The sequence below is a fragment of the Endothiovibrio diazotrophicus genome, assembly GCF_054657215.1.
The window spans coordinates 1-21876 of sequence record NZ_BAAHXB010000094.1 but is presented as its reverse complement, the minus strand read 5'-3'; the positions used below and the strand labels follow the sequence as shown (position 1 = coordinate 21876).

The window sequence follows — 21876 nt, the reverse complement described above, 5'->3', positions numbered from 1 at the left end:
TCGGAAAAGTGGGGTCGCCATCCCGCTTTCGCGGCCGATTCATCCATAGTCCGACAGGCTCCTAGGGGCCGCTCCTACAGGCGAGGGCGGGAGAGGATTCACCCCCGCTCCCACTCTCACATCCACCTACTAAGAAAAAGCCCGCCCGCCCCACGGGGGAGCGAGAGGGCAACGCCCTCCGCTCCCCCGTGGGGCGGGCGGGCTTTTTCTTAGACGAGGTTGAAGTTGAGGATCCCTTCCATCTTCTCCGCGGTCTCCGACTTGCCGGTGCGGCTATCGCCGATCAGCGCCACGGTGATGCTCACCTCGTGCGGGCAGTCGGCCTCGTCGGTGCACTTCGCCTTGGCCTGCGCCTTGATCATGTCGATCAGGTCCTCGGCCAGCCGCTCGGGGGCCTTCAGCTCCACCTCGTCGCGGTTGCCGTAACCGCAGCGGGCCAGATCCTCGTCGCTGTTCTCGCCGTAGACCCCGGCCATCAGCTGGCTGTGGGCCACCCCCACCTTGATCTCGCCGCGCGCGACCAGGGTCTTCAGATCGCCGATGAAGCCCGCCTCGGTGATCGAGAACTTGTCGTAGAGGTCGGGGTGGAGGACGGTGCCGTCATTATCCTTGAGCAGCGGGAAGGGGTTGGCCCAGTAGCTCGACTCCTTCGCCCCGCGGTGGGTCGAGGTGGAGCCGGCGGCGACCCGCTCGCCGAGGCGGAAGTGCTCGATCGCCTCCTCGACGCTCATGTCGACGTCGACGGTGCTCGAACCCTGCTCGATCAGCGTGAAGTTGTTCATGTAGAGCAGCACGTCGAGCACGTCGCCGTTGAACACCTCCTCCTCGTCGGCCACCGGCACGATCTGCCGGGCGTTGGAACCGGTGTCCTTGTTGTAGCCCACCTCGCGGCCGAGCATCTGCATCTTGGCGTGCTCGCTGAAGCCGTCGAGGCAGGCGAACGCCCCGGTCTCGGTGCCGTAGAAGATCGGCCGCACGATGCCGTCCTCGCCGCGACTGAGCACCACCCGCCCCATGTCGTCGGCCTTGACCAGCATCTCGGCGACATAGGGCTCCTTGGTCGCCTCGTCGAAGCGCACCACGTAGCGGGTGCAGCCGCAGTGCAGCGGGATCTCCCCCTTGCGGATGGCGAGCACGTTGTGCAGGGTGAGGATCGGCTTCTTGCAGTAGCCGAAGTACTTCAGCTCGTCGCGGTTGGGCACCATCCCGACCAGCACCTGGTTGGCCGCATCCCAGTAGTAGCCGAGGTCCTGCGGGTCGGCGTTGGGGTCGCCGAAGACGAAGATGCCGTCGGGGCGCTTGCCGGCGCGGATGTCGTCGATCCGCGCGAAGGGGAAGAGGTTGAGCAGCCCCGGCTCCATCTCGATGGTGCCGCGGGACTTGTGCAGGTAGGCGACGATCAGCGAGCTGCCCACCTGGAGCGGCACCGAGACCCAGTCGTCGGCGTTGAACGCCTCCCCCTTGAACGGGTTGTGGTCCAGCTCGTAGAAGGGCTCGGCGCGCTTGTTCGAGGGGGTCGAGTAGTCGATGCCGGTGAGGATGTCCGCGGCGATGGTCAGCGGCACATGGGAGAGCTGCACGTAGTCGCCGGGCAGGTTGAGGTAGTGGCCGGAGATCTCGCCGGCGGTGACGTTGGGCGAGGCGTCCATGCCGGGGGTGCGGCGCACGCCCTGGTCGAGCCCGACCCGGTCGAGCAGCAGCCGGCGGGTGGCGAGGATCAGGTCGGTAAGGCTCTGCGCCTTGGCGGTGACCTTGTTCTTCACCGTGGTGGGGGTCTCGTCGCCGGTGGAGACCACCTCGTTCTGCAACCGCACCAGGCGCTTGTAGCCGCTGGTGCGGTAGTGGTGGAAGGCGCCGTCGAGGAAGCGCACCACGGCGCGGGCGCGCTCCAGCACCTCGCGGCTCTCGAAGCGCTCGCTCTCGAGGATCGCCAGGGCGTCGCGGGCGGTGATCGTCTTCATGAAGGCGACCCGCTGCAGGGCATCGTTGCGCTGGCGGTCCTGGCGCGCCTCCATCTCCTCCTGGAACGCCTTCTTGTAGATGGCGAGGTAGCGGGCGAAGGCGCGGCTCTTGAGCAGCTGTGCGGGGGTGCTACAGCCGTCGCGGATTTCGAGGATCTGTTCCATAAAATTTCTTCTGACTGGTCGTGCGGGCTAATTAATCGTTTGGGCGCAAACCGGTCCATTCTACGCCAACCCGGCGGCACGCCTCAACGCCAGGGATGGGAAAAGTACCGGACAAGGAGTGTTATTTATTTGAATTATCAGTTATTTATTCCTGGATGCCGGGCCATTTCAAGGCGTTCGGCACGGGCATCAAGGCGTTTCACCACGGAGTGTTTACTGTGTTTTTTCTCGAGCGGAAAGAGGCGTGCCGCGCCGGCATGTGGTGCGCCTCCTGTTAGAAGAATGCCTCTCGAACCCGCACCACCGACCCTACGGCGCCGGGTGGAATTTGATGCTGTCGCTCCAGGTGTCGACGTGGCCGACGGTGACGGTGAGGCGTTCGCCCAGCGGCGGTGGCTCCTTGAAGACCATCGGCATCTCCAGGGCGAGGTCCTCCAGCAGGATCAGGCCGAGACCGGTGTCGGGGCGCAACCAGCGCACCAGACGGGCCTTGAGGCGCTCTTCCTGGTGCCGCTTGAGATACTCCAGGGCCCAGTAGCGCTTGCTCTGGCGTTCCACCTGCATCGCCGCGCGGGCGGTCTCGCCACTGGTCATGATCAGTCCCTCCAGGATCTTGGCGTCGAAGGGGAGCGGTTCACCGCGCAGATGGGCCTTCAGCTGGAAGTGGGTCAGCAGGTCGGCGTAGCGGCGGATCGGTGAGGTGGCCTGGACGTAGGCCGGCAGGCCGAGGCCGGCGTGGGGGGACGGCTCCACCGTGGTCTGGGTGCGCGGCATGAAGCGGCGCAGGGCGTAGTCGCGCAGCAGCGGATCGTCGATCCCCACCAGCTCGTCTTCGTTGATCCGCGGCTCGGGCTGGGCGCGGTAGGGCAGCGGCAGCCCGTGGTCGATGCCAAAACGGGCGGTGACCTCGCCGGCGAGGATCATCATCTCCGCCACCAGGGTGCGCGCCGGCGACTCCTCCAGCCGTTCGATGGTGATCGCCTCGTCCTCCACCTTGATCGAGGCCTCGGGGGTGTTGAGGTTGAAGCCCCCCTGGGCGGCGCGCCAGCGACCGCGGCGCTCGGCCCACTGGGCGAACTCGGCCAGCTCCGGTTCCTCGGCGGCGCCGGCGGCGAGGATCGCATCCACCTCCTCGTAGGTGAGCTTGCGCGCCGGGCGGATCAGCGACGGGGCGATACGGTAGTCGCGCACCGCGCCATCCTCCTCCAGCACCACGCCGAAACTGAGCGCGGGACAGAGTTCGCCCTCCACCAGGCTCATCGGCCCACCGGCGAGCTCCATCGGAAACATCGGCAGCATCCCGGTGGGCAGATAGAGGGTGGTGGCGCGCAGCCGCGCCTCCTGGTCGAGGGGCTCCTCCAGCTCGATCAGCCGGCTGGGGTCGGCGACGTGGATCCACAGCCGCACCCCGCCCTCTTCCAGCCGCTCGATGGAGAGGCCGTCGTCGATCTCGCGGGTGTGGTGGTCGTCGATGGTGCAGACGTGGTGGGCGGTGAGATCGAGACGCCGCCCGGCGTCGGGGTCGACCGGCGGCGCAGCGGCCCGCTCGGCGGCGAGGGCGACCACCTCGGGGTCGAAGCCGCGGGGGTGGCCGCTGCGGCGCAGTGCCAGATTCTCATGCTTCGACCAGCGGCCGATCGCCACCAGCAGCTTGAAGGCGTCGCGTTCCTCCTCCTTGCGGCCGAGGGCGGCAAGCAGCTCGCGGGCCGCCTTGGCGGTGGGCGACTCCTTGCCCTGGAGGGCGTAGCGCTCCAGGTTCTCCAACCGTCCCTGGTCACTCTCGACCCAGGTGACGGCCTTGCCGTGGCTGGCATCGCGCAGCTTGCCGAGGAATGCCGCGGCCTCCTCCTCGCGCTGGCGCGCCACCGCCTGCTGGTGGCGCAGCTCCTCCACCTGGGCGGCGGGGCGCGGTTCGAACTGCTCGCCCTTCTGCTTGAAGTAGAGGGCGTCGTCGAAGAGCAGCGAGTGGGCCGCGTAGCAGTGGGCGGGGGTGGTGGCGGAGAACAGCAGTTCGGCCATCCCCGCCACGTCCACCACCTCCTCCGCCTCGCCGAGGAACTCCCAGGCCAGCTCCAGCGAGGCCGGGTCGAGCAGCGGCTCCACCTCGGCGCGGAAGGCGGTGATGCCCTCCACGGTGTAGGGGCCGCCGGGCACCTCGAAGGTGGCCTGGCGCGGGTGCACGGTGGTCGTGCGTCCCGCCTCGTCCACCACGACCCAGTGTTTCTTCCCCTCGGGCCGCGCCGCCACGCCGAGCCGCCGCTCGCCGTGCAGCCGGAATTCGATCAGACTGCCTTCGTTCACCGTATCCGCCTCGGATTACGGCCCCGTCCGCCGGACGGGGCCAGAAAATAAATGGCCGCGTAGTATGCCAAAAGGCGGCCGCCGATGCCCGACGCCGTGAGCACGTAGATAATTCAGGAGACTCCTTATTACGCGACGAGCGCGCCTTCGGTATGATCGGGAGAACAGACAACAACCCGCGCGACATCGGCTACAGGCGTCGTCCCCCGGGCGCGGCGCCGGCCGGCTCGCCGACCGCGGGAGCGACCGACCACGGGGAGCGCCCTCCCCCGTGGCGGTCGCCGCCCGCCTCAAGGCCGCACCGTATGAACGTCGACTACGTCAACCCCTTCCTCGGCAGTCTGGTCGAGGTGCTCGCCACCATGGCCAACACCACGGTCGAGCGGGGTCAACTCTCGATCAAGGGCTACCAGGCGGCGCTCGGCGACGTCACCGGACGGATCGACATGCGCGGGGACGCCACCGGCTCCCTGGCGGTGAGCTTCACCGAATCGGCGATCCTCTCCATCTTCGCCAACATGATCGGTGAGGAGCGCGAGAAACTCGACGAGGAGGTGGCCGACCTGGTCGGCGAGATCACCAACATGGTCTCCGGCGGCGCCAAGCGGGTCTTCTCCGAGAAGGGCTACAACTTCGACATGGCCACGCCCCAGTTGCTCACCGGCAAGGGGCACATCATCGACCACGGCGTCGACGGCCGCACCATCCTGGTCCCGTTCAAGACCCCCTTCGGCGAATTCTTCGTCGAGGTCTGTTTCGAGGAGGGGAAGAAGAAGGAGGGGTGAACGGAGGGCGATTCGCCCCCCCCCCCGACTGCGGTGGAGAGTCCTTCTCCAGACACACCAGGAAGGCACCGCCCATCCTAGGACTGCCTCTTACCCACAAATCGGCCGATTTGTGGGTAAGAGGCAGTCCTAGGAGGCGGAAGCGGCGAGGTGTTGCAGGATCTCGCCGTCGAGGTCGATCCCCACCTCCCAGTTGGGGTTGATCGAGACCGGATAGAGGCCGCCCATCTTCTCCAGCACCCACTTGAACTCCACCAGCAGACCGCCGCCGTAGCCGGGGAACTGGCCGAGGAAGTCCCCCGCCCGCTCCGGGCTGGTGAACAGCACCATCACCGGCTGCCCCTCGTCGTTGTCGATGGTCAGCGGGGTGGCGGTGGCGGAATCCTGGAAACCGCCGATGTTGTGCTTGTCCCGCACCGGCATGAAGAGCTGCGCCGCCATCAGCTCCTGCAGGAACTGCTCGCCGGGGACGCGCCCCTCCTGGGCCGCCAACAGCGTCTCCTCCAGGGCGTTTCGCGGTTCGAAAACCTCGCTCATGATCGGGTCTCCTGCCGTTTCGGATGGTTGAGAACGGGGCAGACTGCCCCAATCATGGGGGGAACGCAAGGTGCTGAGGTGAAAGGTTAAAGGTGAAAGGTCAAAGCAAGACACCCGGTCGTCGGCTTGGGCTTTCTTCCCGATACCGCTTTCCGCCCTGCTTTGCACCCATTCACTTCGTGCACAAGGCGCAAGCGCCTTTGACCTTTGACCTTTGACCTCTACCGAGAGAACAAGCCGATGTCCGAAGAGTCCGTCCAGTTCGTCAAGAAAATCAGCTACAAGCGCGTTGCCAAGGACCGCGTGGTGACCCTGCGCTTCATGATGGTCGACCGCGACGCCGCCCGGCCGGTGGAGGTGCAGGAGGAGCTGAGCTATCTCCACGGCGGCTACGGCGACATCTTTCCCAAGGTGGAGGCGGCCCTGGAGGGGGCGGCGGTGGAGGACAAGCTGGACCTCGAACTGAGCGCCGACGAGGCGTTCGGCCCGCGCAACGAAAAGCTGGTGATGGAGATCCCGGCGGAGCGTCTCCCGGAGGAGGCGCGCGCCGTCGGCATGCGCATCGAAGGGGAGACCGGCGACGGCCGCAGCGGCGGCTTCACCGTCACCGCCGTGGAGGGCAACAGCGCCACCATCGACGGCAACCACCCGCTGGCCGGGCGCAACCTCCAGCTCTTCATCAAGGTGATCGACGTGCGCGAGGCCGGCGAGGAGGAGATCCGTGCGGGGCACCCCATCGTCCCGCCGAAGAGCGGTGGCGACGCGGCGCCCCTGCCCCATTGAACCCACGAGCCCTGGTTTTAACCATGAAGGAGATGAAGGGATTGAAAGACATTCGGGGCCGTAGCGATCGGGAAGCACCGGGTCTCTCCAATCGGCTCGCATAGGGCGGGCCGCGCCCGCCGTGTTCAACGGAGGCACCGTTCGGACCGATCTCCCCGCCCGTTCGGAATGGTGCATTCGTTCGGCACGGCGCGCGCGGCACGCCCTGTACCATTTCACCGCGCCGAGGAACCTTCATGCCCTTCATGGTGAAAAAACACCGGCCCGGCACCTTCCCAACGCGACGACCGCACGGCCCAACCGGCATCCACGCAACCGCGCATTCACCTCCTTCGTGACGTCCCCTCCCCCACCAGCCGCAGCTTCTGGGCGCGGCTCAGACGCTTGATCGCCGCCTCCCGTTTGCAGGCGGCGGAGCGGTCGGCGGCCGCTTCGACGTAGACCAGCTCCACCGGCCGGCGGGCGCGGGTGTAGCGGGCGCCCAGCGCGCTCCCGTTATGCTCGGCGAGCCGCCGCTCGGGATCGACGGCGACGCCGGTATACAGCGTGCCGTCGGTACAGCGAACCATGTAGACGTGCCAATCGGACATCGGGCGTACGACGCGGTAGTGCGCTCCCACTAAGGGCTCAACACCGTACCTTCACCCGGGCTTCACCGCCTGGATCGTCGCCGAGACCACGTACGCCTCCACCCCGCGCCCCGGCGCCCAGTCGCGGATGAACTCCCTGGACTCGTCCTTCGGCGCGATGCGTATCGCCTGGAAACCGGCGTCGGCGAGGTAGCGCTCCAGCTCCTCGATCCGCGAGGCGCCGGCCATGCAGCCGGAGTAGAGCTGCAGGTCGTTGCGTACCTCCTCGGGCAGTTCAACGGTGGCCACCACGTCGGAGATGGCGAGCCGGCCGCCGGGCCTGAGCACACGGAACGCCTCGCGGAAGACCCGCGATTTATCCGGCGAGAGGTTGATCACGCAATTGGAGATGATCACGTCCACCACCCCGTCGGCCACCGGCAGGTTCTCGATCTCGCCGAGGCGGAACTCGACGTTGCGGTAGCCCCCCTTCTCGGCGTTGGCCCGTGCCTTGGAGATCATCGCCGGGGTCATGTCGACGCCGATCACCTGGCCGGAGACGCCCAACTGGTTGGCGGCGAGGAAGCAGTCGAAACCGCCGCCGGAACCGAGGTCCACCACCGTCTCGTGGGGCGCGATGGAGGCGATCGCCTGTGGGTTGCCGCAGCCGAGTCCCATGTCGGCACCGCCGGGGACGCTGGCCAGCTCCTCGCCGGAGTAGCCCAGGCGCTGGGAGATCACCGCGTTGATCTGGGCGTCGTCGGAGACCCCGCAGCAGCTCGACTCCGGCCCGCAGCAGGCGCCGGCGTCGCTCGCCTCGGCCACCCGGGCGTAGCTCTCGCGCACCGATTGGCGTACCTCATCGGCGATGCGCTGGCCGCTCCCCGCGCAGATCGCCGCGAAGGGCACCTTCACCTCCTGCCGCTCACCGGTCATCTCCTCGCTCATCGTTGCCTCCTCAGATTTCGTCACTCGGGGGTACGGCGGACGCCGTCCCCTCCCCGGGTTGTGGATCGTTCGGCGGGAGCTCCCGTCCGAATCGGAAGAATCGGGCCGCCCGCTCCGCCATCGCCGGGTCAACCCGGCAGTCGATCCGCCGCCCCTGCCGCTCCATGCGGATCAGGCCGGCGCGGCTCAGCTCCTTCATGTGGTGGGAAAGGGTCGAGGGGGCGATCCCCAGGTCGGCTCCCAACTCCCCGACACAGGCCCGCTGCGCCTCTTCCACCGAACAGACCGTGCCCGGCGCACAGCAGTCGGCGAGGGCGAGATAGATCCTCACCCGATGGGGATTGCCCAGGGCCTTGAAGAGTTCGGCGAAGGTTTCGGCGTCTTGACAATTCGACATATTTCGAAATATCGAATTTTTGACCAGGGATGTCAAGTCGGCGGCAAGACCTGTAGGAGCGGCCCTCAGGCCGCGATGGCGCCCTCTCCGACCACTGCCGCCAGCCGACTCGGAGACATTTCGCTCCGCCCCGATCGCGGCCTAAGGGCCGCTCCTACAGGAAACCCCGGCGGCGCTCAGGGGATGGTGAAGAGTTCGATGTTGGAGTAGCCGCTGGCGTTACCCGATCCGTCGTAGGCCTCCACCGCCACGTAGAAGCTGGCCCCGCGGGGCAGATCGACGGCGAGCGAGGTGGTATCGCCCAGGTCGAGGCTCTGGATGGTCTCGGGCCCCATATAGGGATTGGGGGCATAGTGCAGGCGGTAGCCGACAACACCGGAGATCGCGTTCCAGGAGGCCTCCACCCGCTGACCGGTGACGGCGAGGGCCAGTTGCGGCGGCTGCAGGGTGGCGTCGAAGGTAAGCGCCAGGGCATAACCGTCGTAGCACGCCATGCCGCTGCTGCCTCCCGCGCAGCTGGACTGGTAGCCGCCGTCCGGCACCGGGAAGTTGACGGTCTGGGCGAAGCCGGTGAAGTAGAGGGTGCCGTCGCCGCCCAGGGCCATGCCGCGCAGGGTGTCGGCACCGAAGTAACCGCCGGCGACGGTGGCGAAGTCGTAGCCGGTGAGGTCGTTGTCGAGGCGCATCACCGCGGCGACCGCGTGGGAGGGGTTGTCGGAGATGGCGGCCCCGTCGCTGATCGGGAAACTGAGGCCGCCATAGGAGAACGAGGCGCCGCCGTAGATCACCCGTCCCTCGCCGTCGATCAGCACCCGGTAGCCGTACTCGCCGGCGGTGTAGGGGAAGGTGCGGTTGGCGGTCAGCGCGGAGAGGGTGGGGTCGAAGCGGACCAGGAAGCCGTTCACCTCATCGCCGACGGCGCCCTCGGGGAAGGGGTCGGCCTTGCTGCTGCCGGCGACGAAGACGTTGCCGTCGCCGTCCACCGCCACGTCGTTGAGGGCGTCCTGGCTCTCGGCGGTGAGGTAGGTGGCGGCCACCAGGGTGGAGAGGTCGCCGCTGAGGCGGGCGACGAAGCCGTCGTGGTAGTAGTCCTCGGCCAGGGCGGTAAGGGTGGTGTCCCAGGCGCCGCTGGTCACCGGAAACGTCGGTGAATTCGTCGTGCCGACGAGCACCACGTCGCCGCCGGGGCTCATCGCGCAGGCGTTGATGGTGTCGTTGCGGGTGCCGCCGAGGTAGGTGGCGGCGAGCAGCGAGTCGAGGGACGGGTCGTATTTGGCGACGAAGCCGTCCTCGTAGTACGGATAGTCGGCGTTGGCGGCATAGTCGCGCTGGTACGCGCCGCTGGTGGTGGGGAACCCCGCCTGGCTGTAGCCGACCACCAGTGGATTGCCGGCGGCATCCAGGCAGAGGGAGGTCATGGTGGTGTAGTTGCCGGCATCGCTCTCGACGAAGGTGGCCGCCAGTACCTGTTGCAGGGTGGGATCGAGCTTGACCAGGAGCCCGCCGCCGCTGGCGTCGCGCCGGCCGTCGTAGCCGCTGGGGGTGACGTTGAGCTGGCTGGAGCCGGTGTGGACCAGCACGAAGAGGTTGCCGTCGGCGTCGATGCGCAGCCCTTTGGCCCAGTCCAGGCTCTCGCCGCCCAGGTAGGTGAACCCCTTGAGGGTGGTGAAGGCGGCGTCGTAGCGGGCGACGTAGACGTCATCGGCGTGCTGGGCGGGGTCGCTGTGGTAGGTGAGGTCGTAGCCGGGGACGCCGGTGAGGTCGAGCTGGCCGCGCAGCTCGCCGGCGACGTAGACGTCGCCGGCGGGTCCCACCGCCACCCACTCGGCGACGTCGTTGACCTCGGCGGCGCCGATGAAGGTGCCACCGACCAGGGCAGCGGGGGCCCGGGTGGAGAGCAGGAGCAGGACCGTAGCCAGCGGGAGGGATTTCACGGGAGGTACCTCGGGTCGACCGTTAAGGGTCCGCGAAAGAATAACTTCCTGTTTTTGAGCGTCAAGACGCTTCGCGGCCGATTCATCCATAGTCCGACAGGCTCCTAGGAGCCTGTCGGACTATGGGGGATCGAGCTGCGGGAGTGGGAGGGCGGCGCCAATTTTTCGAAAATTTGAGGAGAATAGCGAGCTATTTGACGAGAATTTTCGGAAAAGTGGGGCCGTCATCCCGCTTTCGCGGCCGATTCATCCATAGTCCGACAGGCTCCTAGCAATTACGCCGGCCTCAGCCACCCCCACCACACCGCCCGGGAGAGCTGCCGTGGGCGATGGAAAAACAGCCCCGCGCGATGGACGGGGTTGGTCAGCCGCTCCCACGCATTGCCCACCCAGGCACGCGCCAGGCGGCGGCGCAGGGCGCGCTCGGCGGGGGTGGAGGCGTGGCGCAGGCGGAGCAGCAGCACCGGGTAGTCGAGGCGGGAGAGATCGGTGATCGGGTGGCTGAGCAGACCGTCGGGCAGGATCACGTAGTCGAGCAGCGGCTCGGCCAGCAGCAGCACCGGGCGGCGCGCGGCGCGCAGGGCGCGATACCAGAAGTCGACCCCCTCGAAGCAGCGGGTGGTGGTGTCGTAGCGGATGCCGTCGAGGGCCTCGCGGCGGCACACCAGATTGCTGCCGATCACCCCCACTCCCTCGTCGGCCAGCGCGGCGATCGGATCGGGGACGCGGTAGAGGTTGGGGGCAAGCGGCTCGATCAGGCCGCCGAGCCGCCCCACCGTGGGGCGGGCGACACCGTCGCTGCTGCGGCGGAAGGTGAGGATGAGAAAGTCCGGGGCGTGAGTCTCCAGCACCTCGATCACCCGCGCCACCGCGTGGCGGTCGAGGGGGTCGTCGGCATCCAGCGGCATCACGTAGTCGCCGCTCGCCGCGTCGAGGCCGACGTTGCGGGCGTGGCCGGGGCCACCGTTGACCGGCAGGCGGATCAGGGTGAGGCGGCGGTCGTTCCAACGGTCGCGGATGCGCGCGACGCGCTCGGCGCCGTCGTCGCTGCCGGCGTCGTCCACCACGATGATCTCGTCGGGGACGCGCCGCTGGTCGAGCAGGCGGTCGAGGGTGCGCTCGATGTAGGGCCCCTTGTTGTGCAGGGGGATCACCACCGAGAGTTTCATCGCGGTTCGCCCCGGCGGTCGTCGATCGGGTTGAGCTTGCCGGTGCGGCGGTTGCGCGGCAGTTCGCCGGGGGCGAGCAGGCGCACCTCCAGCGGCGCGACGTAGCCGGCGTCGATCTCCCAGGCCAGGTCGCGCAGACCGCCCACCGCCGCCAGCAACCGCGCGGCGGTGGCGGCGTCCCGCCGGTTCGCCTCCACCTCGACGGTGAGCCGGTCGGGTCCCGTCGCCTGGTCGATCACCAGCCGGAAGAGCATCGACACCCCCTCCACCGTGCCGATCCGCTCGGCGAACTGGTCGGGATAGAAGAACGAGGTGCCGAGGCGCACCCGCGCGCCGTCGCGGCCGAGCAGGCGGAAGCGGCGGGCGGGGTCGCCGCAGGGGCAGGGCTCGTCGAGCCAACTGCCGATGTCGCCGATGACGTAGCGGATGATCGGCATCAGGGTGCGGTAGAGGTTGGTGACGCGGAAGCTGCCGGGCTCGCCGGGCGCCGCCGGGGTCCCCTCCTCGCCGAGAATCTCCAGGTGGAACAGCCCTTCGTGGAGGTGGAAGGTACCCTCCGGCGAGTGGGGACAGGGGTAGCCGATGACGCCGGTCTCGTTGGCGGCGTAGCCGGTGGACTGGAACGCCTCGACGCCGAGGGCGTCGGCGAGCCGCCGGCGGGCCGCCGGATAGAGCGGCTCGCCGCCGGTGATCAGCCGCGGCAGGCGCAGCTCGCGCCCCTCGCGGGCGGCCCACTCGGCCAGCGCCAGGGCCTGGCTGGGGACGCAGATCGCCGCATCCACCCGGAAGTCGTGCAGATAGCGGATCAGCAGCTCCGGCTCCACCGCCGAGCCGAGCGGCAGGATGGTGCTGCCGACATACTCCATCGCCTTGTCGAACACCCACATGCCGGCCCACAACTCGCCGGCGGCGAGCAGGTTGGCGACGACGTGGTCGGCACGCAGGCCGCCGAGGGCGAGCCCCTTGGCGAGCAGGCGGCAGTTGAGAGCGTTCTCGCGGTGGCTGCGGTAGACGTAGCGCGGCTGGTCGGTGGTGCCGCCGCTGGCGAAGCAGTAGCAGTGCGTGGGCGGGCGGGTGAGCAGGCCGTGGCCCGCCGGCGGGGCGTGCTCGCGGAAGGCGGTGCGGTCCAGTACCGGCAGTTCGATCAGCGCCTCCAGTGCCGGCAGCGGCCGGGCGGGAATCCGCTCGCGGTAGTAGGACGCGCGGCGGGCGTGGCGCAGCAGGGCGTTGAGCCGGCGCAGCAGGCGGGCGTCGCGCTCGGCGGCGGGGAGTGCCGCCACCTGCCCGGAGAAGGGGATCAACCAGGGCGCCGTGCTCATTCGCCGCGCACCAGCGGGACCACCGCCCCGCGACCGCCGTGGACGTGGATGATGGTGGCATCCGAGGCGCGCACGAAGCCGAGCCCGAAGGACTCCTCGTCGATCCCCGGCAGCATCCCCACCACGCGCATCGGCAGCTCCATCAACCCACCATCGACCAGGGTGGCGATCGGCAACTGCCGCTGCGGCAGCCGACGCTGGGCTGTGTAATCGGCCGCCAGCGTCTCCACCACCCGCAGCCACTCGGCGGGGTCGGCCTCGTCACCCAACAGCATGCCGATGCCGCGGCCGGAGCTATTACCCTTGAGCACCCAGCGTGCGGGCGCCTCGCGCAGGCTGGCGGCGATCGCCGGATCGTCGGCGGGGAAGGTGGGGATGACGTGGCGGGCGAGCAGCTCGCGGTCGGCCGGGTCGGCGTAGTCGGCCATCAGCGCCGGGTCGCCGAGCACCGCCAGCATCCGCTTATCGTGGGCGAGCAGCAGGGTGCGCGAGTCGTTGAAACGGTCGGCACAGCGGGTCAGCGCATCGAACAGCGCCGGCTCCATGGTCAGCAGTTCGTCGCGCTCCAGCTCCAACATGAATTGCCGCACCGGCGTCTCGCCGTCGTGGATCACCCCGTCGACCACGCATAGCGCCGAGGGCGGACGCACCCGGCAGGGGATGCCGCGCCGCTCCAGCTCGGGGAGCAGGAAGTGCATGTCCATGCCGTATTCGCGGTCGCGCAGCACCACCATTCGCTCGCCGCGACGGAAGCGGGCGGCGATCGCCGCCACCACGCCACCGGCGGGCGGCAGCGGCTCCACCGGCAGCCCCCCCTCCTTCAGATAGTCGAGGCGTGGCAGCGCGGCGTTGAGGTAATCGGTGAAGACGTAGCCGTTGACCGGGAAACGGGCGTTGATCTCGCACACCCGCCACTCGCCCCGCTCGTCGAGTAGCAGGTCGGGACGGAACGAGCCGATCCGGTAGGGCCGGTCGCCGACCAGCGCGCGCACCCGTCCGAGCAGCGCGAGGTGGGAGTCGGGCAGGCGAATCCGCGCCTGCAGCCGCGGGTCGTCCAGGTACCCCTCCACCACCCGCACCAGCGCGCGGTGGAGGGCGGTGCGCAGCTGCTGCAACCGCTCCGCCTCCTCCGCGCCGATGCGCAGCGGATAGGGGGAAAAACGGTTGCAGTACCAGGCGAAGGCGCCGGCCTCGCGGCCGATGGCGGCCTCCAGCTCGGCGAGATGACGGCCGAAGGCCGCCGCGTCCGCGGCGCGGACGGGCCAGGGAGCGACCATCGCGGGGGATCAGGCGGTAACGGCGGCGGCCGGGGCGCTCGCCAACGGCTGGAAGCGCATGCGACCGACCGGCGAGAAGTCGAGCTTCTCGATGAGCGAGGCCATCACCGCCGCCTTGCGCTGCAGGTAGTCGCGGAACACCCCTTCCATGTCGTAGTCGCTCATCTCCAGACCGTGGGCGCGCAGGTAGTGCAGGGTCGCCTGCTGGGCGTGGCCGAAGTGACGGGTCTCGGTTCCGTTGCAGTGGCAGGTGATCCACACCAGGGTGCGCTTGCGCTCGGTGGGTTCGAAATCCGAGGTGGTGGCCAGCCACTGCTGGAACATCGGCTCGACGAACTCCACCTCGCCGTGGGTATAGACCTCGTGGACGAGAGTGGAGAGCAGGCCCATCATCAGATCCTTGTCGCGCAGCGCGGCACGATCCTTCCAGCGCTTGAACGACTCCGCCTCGGGGGTGACGTAGCGGTGGGACTGCCAGTCGTCGCCCTCGCAGATGGTGGTTGCCATGCGGTAGTAGAGATCCCAGTGGAGGGTCGCGGAGCCGGCCCCCAGGTCCTCGTCGGAGATGCGGTGGAGACTCGCCACCGCCTCCAGCAGCGCCTCGCGGTCGGCCAGCTCGCTGCCGTCGCGCAGTTGCATGGTCATCCGGTTGCCGAGACCGGAGACGCACATCGCACTGTTGTTGGTCATGCTCCAGCTGCGGAAGAAGTACTTCAGCTTCTCGGCGCTCTGATAGTCGCCGGTGACCCGGGTGAACGCCGCCTCGATGGTGGCGAGCGCCTCGTCCTCGGCGCGGAAGGCGGCCTCCAGCGACTGGCGGATGCGCGCATCCTCCACCTCGGCAAGGGCGGGAAAGACGTAATCGGCGAGACGACGGGGGGTGGTATTCATATCCATCTTTGGTCCCTATGCTGTTGTTTTCGATCCTGGGGAGACAGGGCTGAACTTCCGAGTCTGAAACGATCCTGACCACCATCTTGTGACGGTCGCGAGCGCCGCAATATTCTACCCGTTCGCCGCCTCTTTTCTATATTTTCCGTGATATATTCCAGCGACCAATACAGGCGCCGATATTATATGTCAAACGATCGTTCATATTTTGTATCATCAACATGATGACCACTCCATTTTTATACAAATCTTTAATCATGAATTGACCTGCAGGACATGTGCATGGATGCGCTGAGCGGGCGGCGGGTCGCCGTCGTCACACCCACCCTGAAGCGCCAAGGGGGAACCGAGATCTATCTCGAACGGTTGTTGCGCACCCAGCGGCGGCTGGGGATCGAGACGCGGCTGTTCACCACCGATCCATCGCCCATCGACGGCGATGCCAGCGCACGCTCATCCGCGGACACCGAGCGGGACAATCCGCACATCCAGGTGTCGTTCGAGGTCCACCGCGGGAGGGACATCCGCCACCTCGCCGACGTCATTGCCGACGGTGCCCACTGGGCCGAATTCCATCATGCCGTCCCCGCCGAGCTGGTGCGCGCCGTCGCCGCCCGCGTGCCCACCCTGCTGTTTCTCCACACCACGCGCCTCACCTGCCCGGCCCTCACCCGTCATCTGCCGCGCAGCGGTCAGGTCTGCGAGCGGCCGCCTGGAGCAGGCTGTTGGACGACCCACCTGCGCGAAGGGTGCCTCACCGGCACCTCGCGACTCACCCCGCTCACCCAGCGCCGCGCGGCGCGCACGATCACCTCCGAGGTCGCCGCGGTGGTATTCAACAGCGAGGCGCTGCGACAGCTCTTCGAAACGCGGATCACCACCCTGGGACAACGGGCGCGGGTACTCCCACCCCCCCACCACTTTCCCCGCGTCGGCGCACGCCCCCGCGCCCCCCATCTGCTCTACGTCGGACGGCTGTTCCGCGAAAAGGGAGTGTTGGACGCGGTGGAGGCCACCGCCCGCCTGCCCGGCGTGCCGCTCCACCTCTACGGTGCCGGCCGTGGAGAACAGGAGGCGCGCGCGCTTGCCCGACGGCGCGGGGTGGACGCCCGCTTCCACGGTTTCCGCGACGACCAAGCCGTGGCCGATGCGCTCGCCTCCGCGGGCTGCCTGCTGCTGCCGAGCCGGCTGTTCGAGGCGTGGGGCATGGTCGGCCCCGAGGCGATCGCCCAGGGCTGTGCGGTGGCCGCCTACGACAGCGGCGGCATCGGCGAGTGGCTGCGCGAGCCGTTCGGCCGGCGGGTGGCGGTAGGGGACGTCGACGCCCTGGCCGCGGTGGCGGGCGAGTTGCTCGCCCGGAGCAGCACCAGCGACCAGACCACCACTTGGCGGAGCGAGGCGGAAGCGCGCTGGGGAATGGAGCGTTTCGCCGAACGCTACCGGGTACTGATCCGGGATTGCCTGGAGGGGACGGCATGAACGAGCTGGCAAGAGGCCTGCGCCACGGACGCCTGCTGGCGGTGGGGGCCCACCCGGACGACCTCGCCCTGGGCACCGCCGGCGCCCTGCTGCGTGCCGTCGCCGCGCACACGGTGGTGGTTACCGATGGCGCCCCGCGCCACGAGCCGAACTACCGCCTGCGCGCCGTCCGCCGCCGCCGGGAGGAACTCGCCGCCATGGAGCGGCTAGGCATCCCGGCCGCACGAATCACCTGGCTCGGTCACCCGGACCAACAGGTCCACCACCGATTGGAGAGACTGATCCGCCAACTGCGCCGACTGCTCCGCCGATTGCGCCCGACCGTGCTGCTGGTCCACGCCTTCGAGGGGGGCCACCCGGATCACGACGCCACCGCCTTCGCCCTCCATCGGGCGGCGCAGGCCGAGGGATTCGACGGCGCGCTCTACAGCTATCCCCTCTACCACCGCCAGCGGGGCGAGGTCGTGTTGAGCCGTTTCCGTACCCCAAGACACGAAGACCGGAGGCTGCGGCTGGGCTACCGCCAACGTCGACACAAGCGCCACGCCCTAAGCGCCTACCGCAGTCAACGCACCACCCTCGCCCCGTTCCCCCTCTCCCCGGAGACGTACCGGCGCGAGCACCCCGACGAGCAGGCGTGGCTCAACTCACAGGAGAGCGTCTACGGCCCGCTGCCGTCGATCGAGGTGAAGGAACAGGCGGTGACCAACGCCTTCCACCGCATCCTCCATGCCGCCACCACTACCGATAACGCACCCCATACCTGACCAGGACCCCCGCCCCATGCCCCGACCGCCCAAGACCCTGCTCACCACCACGCTGCGCGCCATCGACGAGGAGACCACCCGCGTGGTCGTCGAGACCCTGCGCGAGCACAGCGACCTGACCCTCGTCCACCCCGCCGGCTACGACTTCGCCAAGCGCACCGTGCAGGCGTGGCGTTACCACAAAGGGTACTGGCACGAGGTGGAGCGACAGGTCCCGCGCTGCGACCTGTGGGTGGTGTGGATCGACGGCTACGCCCTCGACCACCGCGCCCTCGGCTACCGCGACGAGATGGATTACCACGGGCAGATGAACGACTTCTTCGAGTCGCTGCTCGCCGACGGCCGAGTGGGCGCCATGCAAAACAGCCCGGCGGCCGAACGCAACACCCTCAAGGGGTTTCTCGCCGACCTCGACCCGGCGCATTTCGGCCACCTCCCCACCCACCGCTTCGACGGCTTCGACGAACTGGCCGACCTCTTCCGCACCCACGGCCCGCTGGTGGTCAAGCCGCAGTGGGGCGGTCTGCGCAAGGGGGTGGCAAAGATCGAGAGCGAAGAGGAGCTGCTGGCGCTGCGGGAGACGGATCTGACCCACCGCGTCGCCCAGGCGTGGGGCGAGGGGGCGGAGAAGCGGCTATGGATCGCCGACGGCCGGGTGGTCGCGGGCGGCGCCCAATACGGCAAGCGCACCCCCTGGTCCGACTACACCCGCGACTTCCGGGTGGAGCGCTGGGACGACCCGGGCGACCCGCGGGTCGCCGCCGACATCGAACGGGCCAACCGCATGGCGGCGGAGGTGGGCCTCACCTTCGGCTCGGTGGACTTCATCGGCGAACGGATCAACGAGATCAACGGCGGCGGCACCGGGCATGTCATGTGGAACCTCGCCGGCGAGGAGGTGGTGGACGCCCGCGGACAGCTGCGCGAGCAGTTGCTGGCACTGGTCGCCGCGGCCGGAGAAAACAGCGGGTGAGGCGAGGACCGGCCGGCGCATCCTCCTGGTCGCCGTTTCGCCGGCATCGAGACGCTACGAAGCAGGTGATACGGGTAACCCCCGTCACGGGAAAAATGGGGGTATTGTAGAATCCCGAAGAGAACGGCAAACCGCCGCATCATCCGCAACACCCGCCGCCCCCCGGACCCGATGACGACCAGCGAACAGGCCAAGGAAAGACCACGGGTATTCATCAGCTACGCCCAATTCGCCGAGGGCCACTCGGCACGGGTGCTCGCGTTGGCCCAAGCCCTGCGCGGACACGGCATCGACGTCGAGCTGGACCAGTTCCACCGCAACGAACTCCTCGATTGGCCGCGCTGGTGCCGGGAACAGATGGCTCCGGATCGCGCCGATTGGGTGCTCATGGTGTGTACCGCCAGCTATCGGGAGCGCCTGGAAGGTCGTGTCGACCCGCAAACCGGCAGAGGGGTGTTCTGGGAAGGCGCACTGATCGACGACGAGCTCTACGATGCCAAAGGCAACCGCCGCTTCGTCCCGATCCTGCTCGACGACGAGCCGGAGGGATCGATCCCCGGCATCGTGCGCGGGTGGAGCTTTTTCCGGGTACGGGGGCTGGACCCTGGCGACCCGGGGTACGAGGCGCTCTACCGGCTGTTGACGGGTCAACCCGCCATCGCCAAGGCACCCCTCGGCCCGCCCGTCGCCCTGCGCCCCGGAGGCCCCGCGGGAGAACGCGGCCACGCCAACGAGGCGCCCCCCCTCCCGGCGCGGGAAGCGGAGCTCGATTACCTCGCCCGCCTCCTGGGGGAGATCGAGCGCAAGGCCCGCCTCTACGCCCCGTTGCGCGGTATCGCCGAGATCAGGCCCAACCCGGCGACCGATCCCCTGCTCGCCCCCTGGGCGGACGACGAGGACCTCGCCCTGCTGCTCCATCGGCCCCGAGCGCGGCGAACCTCGCCGGAGGGGCCACCGAAGGAGTACGAGGAGATCCTGGAGGCCTTCGACGAGGTCAAACAGGCCGCCCTCCTCGGCGCGCCGGGGGCGGGCAAGAGCACCACCCTGCGCAAGCTGGCGGCCGAACTGGCGCAGCGTGCCGTGGAGTGCGCGTCGGCACCGCTGCCGATCCTGGTGAGCCTCGGCGAGTGGCGCGGTGACGAGGGGTTGGCGGCGTTTCTCGCCGGCCGGCTGCGGGAGCTGGGCGGGGCGCTCCAGACCTTGAGCGAAGCGGGCCGGCTAATCGTGCTGCTCGACGGCCTCAACGAGGTCCCCACCGCCAGACGCCACGCCAAGGCCGGCGAGGTGCAGGCCCTCCGAAGCGCGCTGGCCGCCGACACCCCCTTCATCGTCTCCTGCCGGCGGGACGACTATGTGGGCGAGCTGGACCTCGGCCTCGACACCCTGAGCCTGGAGCCCCTCTCTCCCCCGCGCATCCGCGCGGTGCTCAAGCTCTGGCTGGAGGGCGCCGAGGGCGCCGAGGGGGTCGCGCCCGGCAGCGCGGAGCGGCTGTTCTGGCAGCTCGCCGGGGACCCGCAACTGGCCGGTGTGATGGAGACCTGGCTGGCCGCCGGCGCCACCGAAGAGGCCTTCTGGTCCGTATCCACCCCTCAGGTCGGTTGGGAAATTGCCAACGAGATCGGCTGGGCAAACCACCGACTTCGGCTCCGGCACATCCCGAACCCGCGCAGTCTCCTGCGCTTGGCGGCCAACCCCTTCATGCTGACCATGCTCTATCAGGTCTGGGCCTTCGAGGGCGAGCTGCCGCGCAACCGGGGCGAGCTGTTCGCCCACTTCGTGGACCGCCTGCTGATCCGCGAGTGACTGCTGGTCAAGGAGCGAGACACCGGGCGCTGGCAACGTCTTCCCGACGGCGACCGCCTGCTCTCCGGCCTCACCGCGATCGCCTGGACCCTGCAGGGCGAGCGGCTGAACCCGGATGCCGGGGAAGAGGACGATTTCGGCGTGCTGACCGTGGTCCCGCGCCGGGTCGCCTTGGATGCGCTGGGGAGCGAGACCCTGCTGAAGCGGACCGAGGATGCCACCCTGCTCGAGGGGGACGGGGCGATCCGCTTTCGCCACCAACTGCTGCAGGAGTATTTCACCGCCGCGGCCATGCGGGCGCGTATCGAGGCAAGCCCCCCGCTCTCCGCCGCCGAGCTCTGGCCCACGGAACGCTGGTGGGCGCGCAGCGGCTGGGAGGAGGCCGCCGTGCTGCTGGCGGGGTTTCACTCCGACGACTGTACCCGGGTGATTCGCTGGCTCCGGGACGCCCAGCCCGAGGTCGCCGTCCAGTGCCTCCTGGAGAGCGGCGCCGCGATCCGTGACCGCGACGCCCTGTTGGCGGAGCTGCACGCCGCCTGGCGGCCGCGCCTGACCGACCCGACGCGGGATCCCGAGCCCGAGGGCCGCGCCGCCGTCGGCCGCGCCCTGGGCCGGCTGGGCCTCGATGACCGCAAGGGGGTGGGACTCGATGCCGACGGGCTGCCGGGGATCGACTGGGTGTCGATACCCGGCGGCGAATTCGTCTACCAGGAGGGCGAGCGGCGCTCCCTGGAACCCTTCCAAATCGCCCGCTACCCGGTCACCCACGCCCAGTTCCAGGCCTTCCTGGACGCCGAGGACGGCTACGGAGACGACCGCTGGTGGACGGGACTGGAGAGTCCTGACCGCAACCCGGAACGGGCAAGTTGGGAGATCGCGAACCACCCCCGGGAAAGGGTGAGCTGGTTCGAGGCCATGGCCTTCTGCGGCTGGCTCGGCCATCGGCTCGGGGTCGAACTCCGCCTGCCCACCGAATGGGAGTGGGAGCGAACCGCAAGGGGCACCGACGGCCGTGCGTATCCGTGGGGCAACGACTACCAGGCGGGCCGCGCCAACATCGATGAGACTTGGGATGAGGCGGGACCGCACAATTTGGCCCGGACCAGCGCCGTCGGGATCTATCCCGGCGGGGCGTCACCCGAGGGCGTGCTCGACCTGGCCGGCAACGTCTGGGAGTGGTGCCTCAACGAGTACGCCGACCCCGAGCGGGTGGGACGCGGCGGGTCCGAGTCTCGCGTGTTGCGCGGCGGCTCCTGGTTCGACTATCGGGACGACGCGCGCGCGGGCTACCGCTACGACCTTCCGTTCGACCGTAGCTACTTTGTCGGGTTTCGTGTGGTGTGTGCGTCCCCCATCCGCTGAGCGCCGGTCCGCTGTCCACTGGTCTTCTGTTCACTGGGCCACGTACAGCGCGGTCGCCCACGACATTTATCCTCCGCTTCGGTCGCCTTAGGCCTCCGGTCCCCGGGCGAAACGGCCCAGCACCCGGTCGCGAAGAGCCCGGTAGTCGGCATAGCGCACATGGTTGATCCAGCCCTGCACGCTGGCGTCGAAATCGGCGAAGCGGATCCGCCCCGCCGGCCAATCCTCGAACCGATCGCCGAGACGACGGGTGCCCTCTACCCCGCCTTCCGCGCCTTCACCCGCCGGTGGGTGGGGTGGCTTGGGAAACCCTTATCTGAAATCGATGGCCGGCGCCTCGGCTTTCGGTAGGAGCGGCCCCCAGGCCGCGATAGCGCGGAGTGACGCGGGGAGAAACGCCTCGGGCGGTTGGCGGCCCCCTGCCCTCCCCCACTTCGACTCTCGCTCGCGGGAGTA

18 protein-coding genes are annotated in these 21876 nt (G+C 68.8%); 7 read left to right on the top strand and 11 right to left on the bottom strand.

The window, feature by feature from the left end; genetic code table 11:
• Positions 1–209 precede the first annotated feature (209 nt).
• Positions 210–2126: a hypothetical protein gene (locus ACYQ2W_RS19275; protein ID WP_459870864.1), complete on the bottom strand. Its 1917-nt coding sequence runs from the start codon at positions 2124–2126 to the stop codon at positions 210–212.
• Between the two features lie 309 nt (positions 2127–2435).
• Complete coding sequence (locus tag ACYQ2W_RS19270; protein WP_459870861.1) at positions 2436–4427, bottom strand: ribonuclease catalytic domain-containing protein; 1992 nt, start codon at positions 4425–4427, stop codon at positions 2436–2438.
• Between the two features lie 305 nt (positions 4428–4732).
• Here ACYQ2W_RS19270 and ACYQ2W_RS19265 point away from each other — a divergent pair, with 305 nt between their 5' ends.
• A complete protein-coding gene (locus tag ACYQ2W_RS19265) occupies positions 4733–5212 on the top strand; it encodes a chemotaxis protein CheX (RefSeq protein WP_459870858.1) in 480 nt (159 codons plus the stop codon).
• A 129-nt stretch (positions 5213–5341) separates the two neighbouring features.
• Here ACYQ2W_RS19265 and ACYQ2W_RS19260 read toward each other — a convergent pair whose 3' ends face one another.
• Complete coding sequence (locus ACYQ2W_RS19260) at positions 5342–5749, bottom strand: SseB family protein (RefSeq protein ID WP_459870855.1); 408 nt, start codon at positions 5747–5749, stop codon at positions 5342–5344.
• Between the two features lie 240 nt (positions 5750–5989).
• Between ACYQ2W_RS19260 and ACYQ2W_RS19255 the strand changes: the two genes are divergently transcribed.
• Positions 5990–6532, top strand: a complete 543-nt coding sequence (locus tag ACYQ2W_RS19255) for an FKBP-type peptidyl-prolyl cis-trans isomerase (RefSeq protein ID WP_459870852.1) — start codon at positions 5990–5992, stop codon at positions 6530–6532.
• 323 nt (positions 6533–6855) lie between these two features.
• On the opposite strand, the gene ACYQ2W_RS19250 is transcribed toward ACYQ2W_RS19255, so the two are convergent.
• The 8 genes from ACYQ2W_RS19250 to ACYQ2W_RS19215 form a co-directional block, all read right to left on the bottom strand.
• Complete coding sequence (locus ACYQ2W_RS19250) at positions 6856–7122, bottom strand: GIY-YIG nuclease family protein (RefSeq protein ID WP_459870850.1); 267 nt, start codon at positions 7120–7122, stop codon at positions 6856–6858.
• 51 nt (positions 7123–7173) lie between these two features.
• On the bottom strand, positions 7174–8049 hold the full coding sequence (locus ACYQ2W_RS19245) for an arsenite methyltransferase (RefSeq protein ID WP_459870847.1): 876 nt from the start codon (positions 8047–8049) through the stop codon (positions 7174–7176).
• Between the two features lie 10 nt (positions 8050–8059).
• Complete coding sequence (locus ACYQ2W_RS19240) at positions 8060–8446, bottom strand: ArsR/SmtB family transcription factor (RefSeq protein WP_459870844.1); 387 nt, start codon at positions 8444–8446, stop codon at positions 8060–8062.
• Positions 8447–8622: 176 nt separating this feature from the next.
• Positions 8623–10380 carry an SBBP repeat-containing protein gene (locus ACYQ2W_RS19235; RefSeq protein ID WP_459870841.1) on the bottom strand — a complete coding sequence of 586 codons (1758 nt, stop codon included), beginning with the start codon at positions 10378–10380 and terminating at the stop codon, positions 8623–8625.
• Between the two features lie 275 nt (positions 10381–10655).
• Positions 10656–11549 carry a glycosyltransferase family 2 protein gene (locus ACYQ2W_RS19230; protein ID WP_459870839.1) on the bottom strand — a complete coding sequence of 298 codons (894 nt, stop codon included), beginning with the start codon at positions 11547–11549 and terminating at the stop codon, positions 10656–10658.
• On the bottom strand, positions 11546–12868 hold the full coding sequence (locus tag ACYQ2W_RS19225; RefSeq protein ID WP_459870836.1) for a phenylacetate--CoA ligase family protein: 1323 nt from the start codon (positions 12866–12868) through the stop codon (positions 11546–11548). The genes ACYQ2W_RS19230 and ACYQ2W_RS19225 overlap by 4 nt, the downstream gene beginning before the upstream one ends.
• On the bottom strand, positions 12865–14145 hold the full coding sequence (locus ACYQ2W_RS19220; protein ID WP_459870833.1) for a hypothetical protein: 1281 nt from the start codon (positions 14143–14145) through the stop codon (positions 12865–12867). Before ACYQ2W_RS19220 ends, ACYQ2W_RS19225 begins: the two co-directional genes overlap by 4 nt.
• Before the next feature lie 9 nt (positions 14146–14154).
• Positions 14155–15042, bottom strand: a complete 888-nt coding sequence (locus ACYQ2W_RS19215) for a hypothetical protein (protein ID WP_459870831.1) — start codon at positions 15040–15042, stop codon at positions 14155–14157.
• A 276-nt stretch (positions 15043–15318) separates the two neighbouring features.
• On the opposite strand from ACYQ2W_RS19215, the gene ACYQ2W_RS19210 reads away from it, so the two are divergent.
• From ACYQ2W_RS19210 to ACYQ2W_RS19190, 5 genes are all read left to right on the top strand, one after another.
• On the top strand, positions 15319–16515 hold the full coding sequence (locus ACYQ2W_RS19210) for a glycosyltransferase family 4 protein (protein ID WP_459870828.1): 1197 nt from the start codon (positions 15319–15321) through the stop codon (positions 16513–16515).
• On the top strand, positions 16512–17282 hold the full coding sequence (locus ACYQ2W_RS19205) for a PIG-L deacetylase family protein (protein WP_459870825.1): 771 nt from the start codon (positions 16512–16514) through the stop codon (positions 17280–17282). Before ACYQ2W_RS19210 ends, ACYQ2W_RS19205 begins: the two co-directional genes overlap by 4 nt.
• A 16-nt stretch (positions 17283–17298) precedes the next feature.
• Entirely contained in the window at positions 17299–18255 is a 957-nt protein-coding gene (locus tag ACYQ2W_RS19200; protein WP_459870823.1) for an ATP-grasp domain-containing protein, read from the top strand.
• A 171-nt stretch (positions 18256–18426) separates the two neighbouring features.
• Positions 18427–20058 carry an NACHT domain-containing protein gene (locus ACYQ2W_RS19195; protein ID WP_459870820.1) on the top strand — a complete coding sequence of 544 codons (1632 nt, stop codon included), beginning with the start codon at positions 18427–18429 and terminating at the stop codon, positions 20056–20058.
• A 141-nt stretch (positions 20059–20199) separates the two neighbouring features.
• Positions 20200–21420 carry a formylglycine-generating enzyme family protein gene (locus ACYQ2W_RS19190; protein ID WP_459870817.1) on the top strand — a complete coding sequence of 407 codons (1221 nt, stop codon included), beginning with the start codon at positions 20200–20202 and terminating at the stop codon, positions 21418–21420.
• Positions 21421–21876: the final 456 nt, after the last annotated feature.

Excerpts from the sequence above, each read along its gene's own strand:
- ACYQ2W_RS19200 (WP_459870823.1), top strand. The coding sequence starts at position 17,299 with ATGCCCCGACCGCCCAAGACCCTGCTCACCACCACGCTGCGCGCCATC.
- ACYQ2W_RS19275 (WP_459870864.1), bottom strand. The coding sequence starts at position 2,126 with ATGGAACAGATCCTCGAAATCCGCGACGGCTGTAGCACCCCCGCACAG.
- ACYQ2W_RS19210 (WP_459870828.1), top strand. The coding sequence starts at position 15,319 with ATGGATGCGCTGAGCGGGCGGCGGGTCGCCGTCGTCACACCCACCCTG.
- ACYQ2W_RS19250 (WP_459870850.1), bottom strand. The coding sequence starts at position 7,122 with ATGTCCGATTGGCACGTCTACATGGTTCGCTGTACCGACGGCACGCTG.
- ACYQ2W_RS19255 (WP_459870852.1), top strand. The coding sequence starts at position 5,990 with ATGTCCGAAGAGTCCGTCCAGTTCGTCAAGAAAATCAGCTACAAGCGC.
- ACYQ2W_RS19245 (WP_459870847.1), bottom strand. The coding sequence starts at position 8,049 with ATGAGCGAGGAGATGACCGGTGAGCGGCAGGAGGTGAAGGTGCCCTTC.
- ACYQ2W_RS19225 (WP_459870836.1), bottom strand. The coding sequence starts at position 12,868 with ATGAGCACGGCGCCCTGGTTGATCCCCTTCTCCGGGCAGGTGGCGGCA.
- ACYQ2W_RS19220 (WP_459870833.1), bottom strand. The coding sequence starts at position 14,145 with ATGGTCGCTCCCTGGCCCGTCCGCGCCGCGGACGCGGCGGCCTTCGGC.
- ACYQ2W_RS19230 (WP_459870839.1), bottom strand. The coding sequence starts at position 11,549 with ATGAAACTCTCGGTGGTGATCCCCCTGCACAACAAGGGGCCCTACATC.
- ACYQ2W_RS19240 (WP_459870844.1), bottom strand. The coding sequence starts at position 8,446 with ATGTCGAATTGTCAAGACGCCGAAACCTTCGCCGAACTCTTCAAGGCC.
- ACYQ2W_RS19260 (WP_459870855.1), bottom strand. The coding sequence starts at position 5,749 with ATGAGCGAGGTTTTCGAACCGCGAAACGCCCTGGAGGAGACGCTGTTG.
- ACYQ2W_RS19215 (WP_459870831.1), bottom strand. The coding sequence starts at position 15,042 with ATGGATATGAATACCACCCCCCGTCGTCTCGCCGATTACGTCTTTCCC.
- ACYQ2W_RS19265 (WP_459870858.1), top strand. The coding sequence starts at position 4,733 with ATGAACGTCGACTACGTCAACCCCTTCCTCGGCAGTCTGGTCGAGGTG.
- ACYQ2W_RS19205 (WP_459870825.1), top strand. The coding sequence starts at position 16,512 with ATGAACGAGCTGGCAAGAGGCCTGCGCCACGGACGCCTGCTGGCGGTG.
- ACYQ2W_RS19195 (WP_459870820.1), top strand. The coding sequence starts at position 18,427 with ATGACGACCAGCGAACAGGCCAAGGAAAGACCACGGGTATTCATCAGC.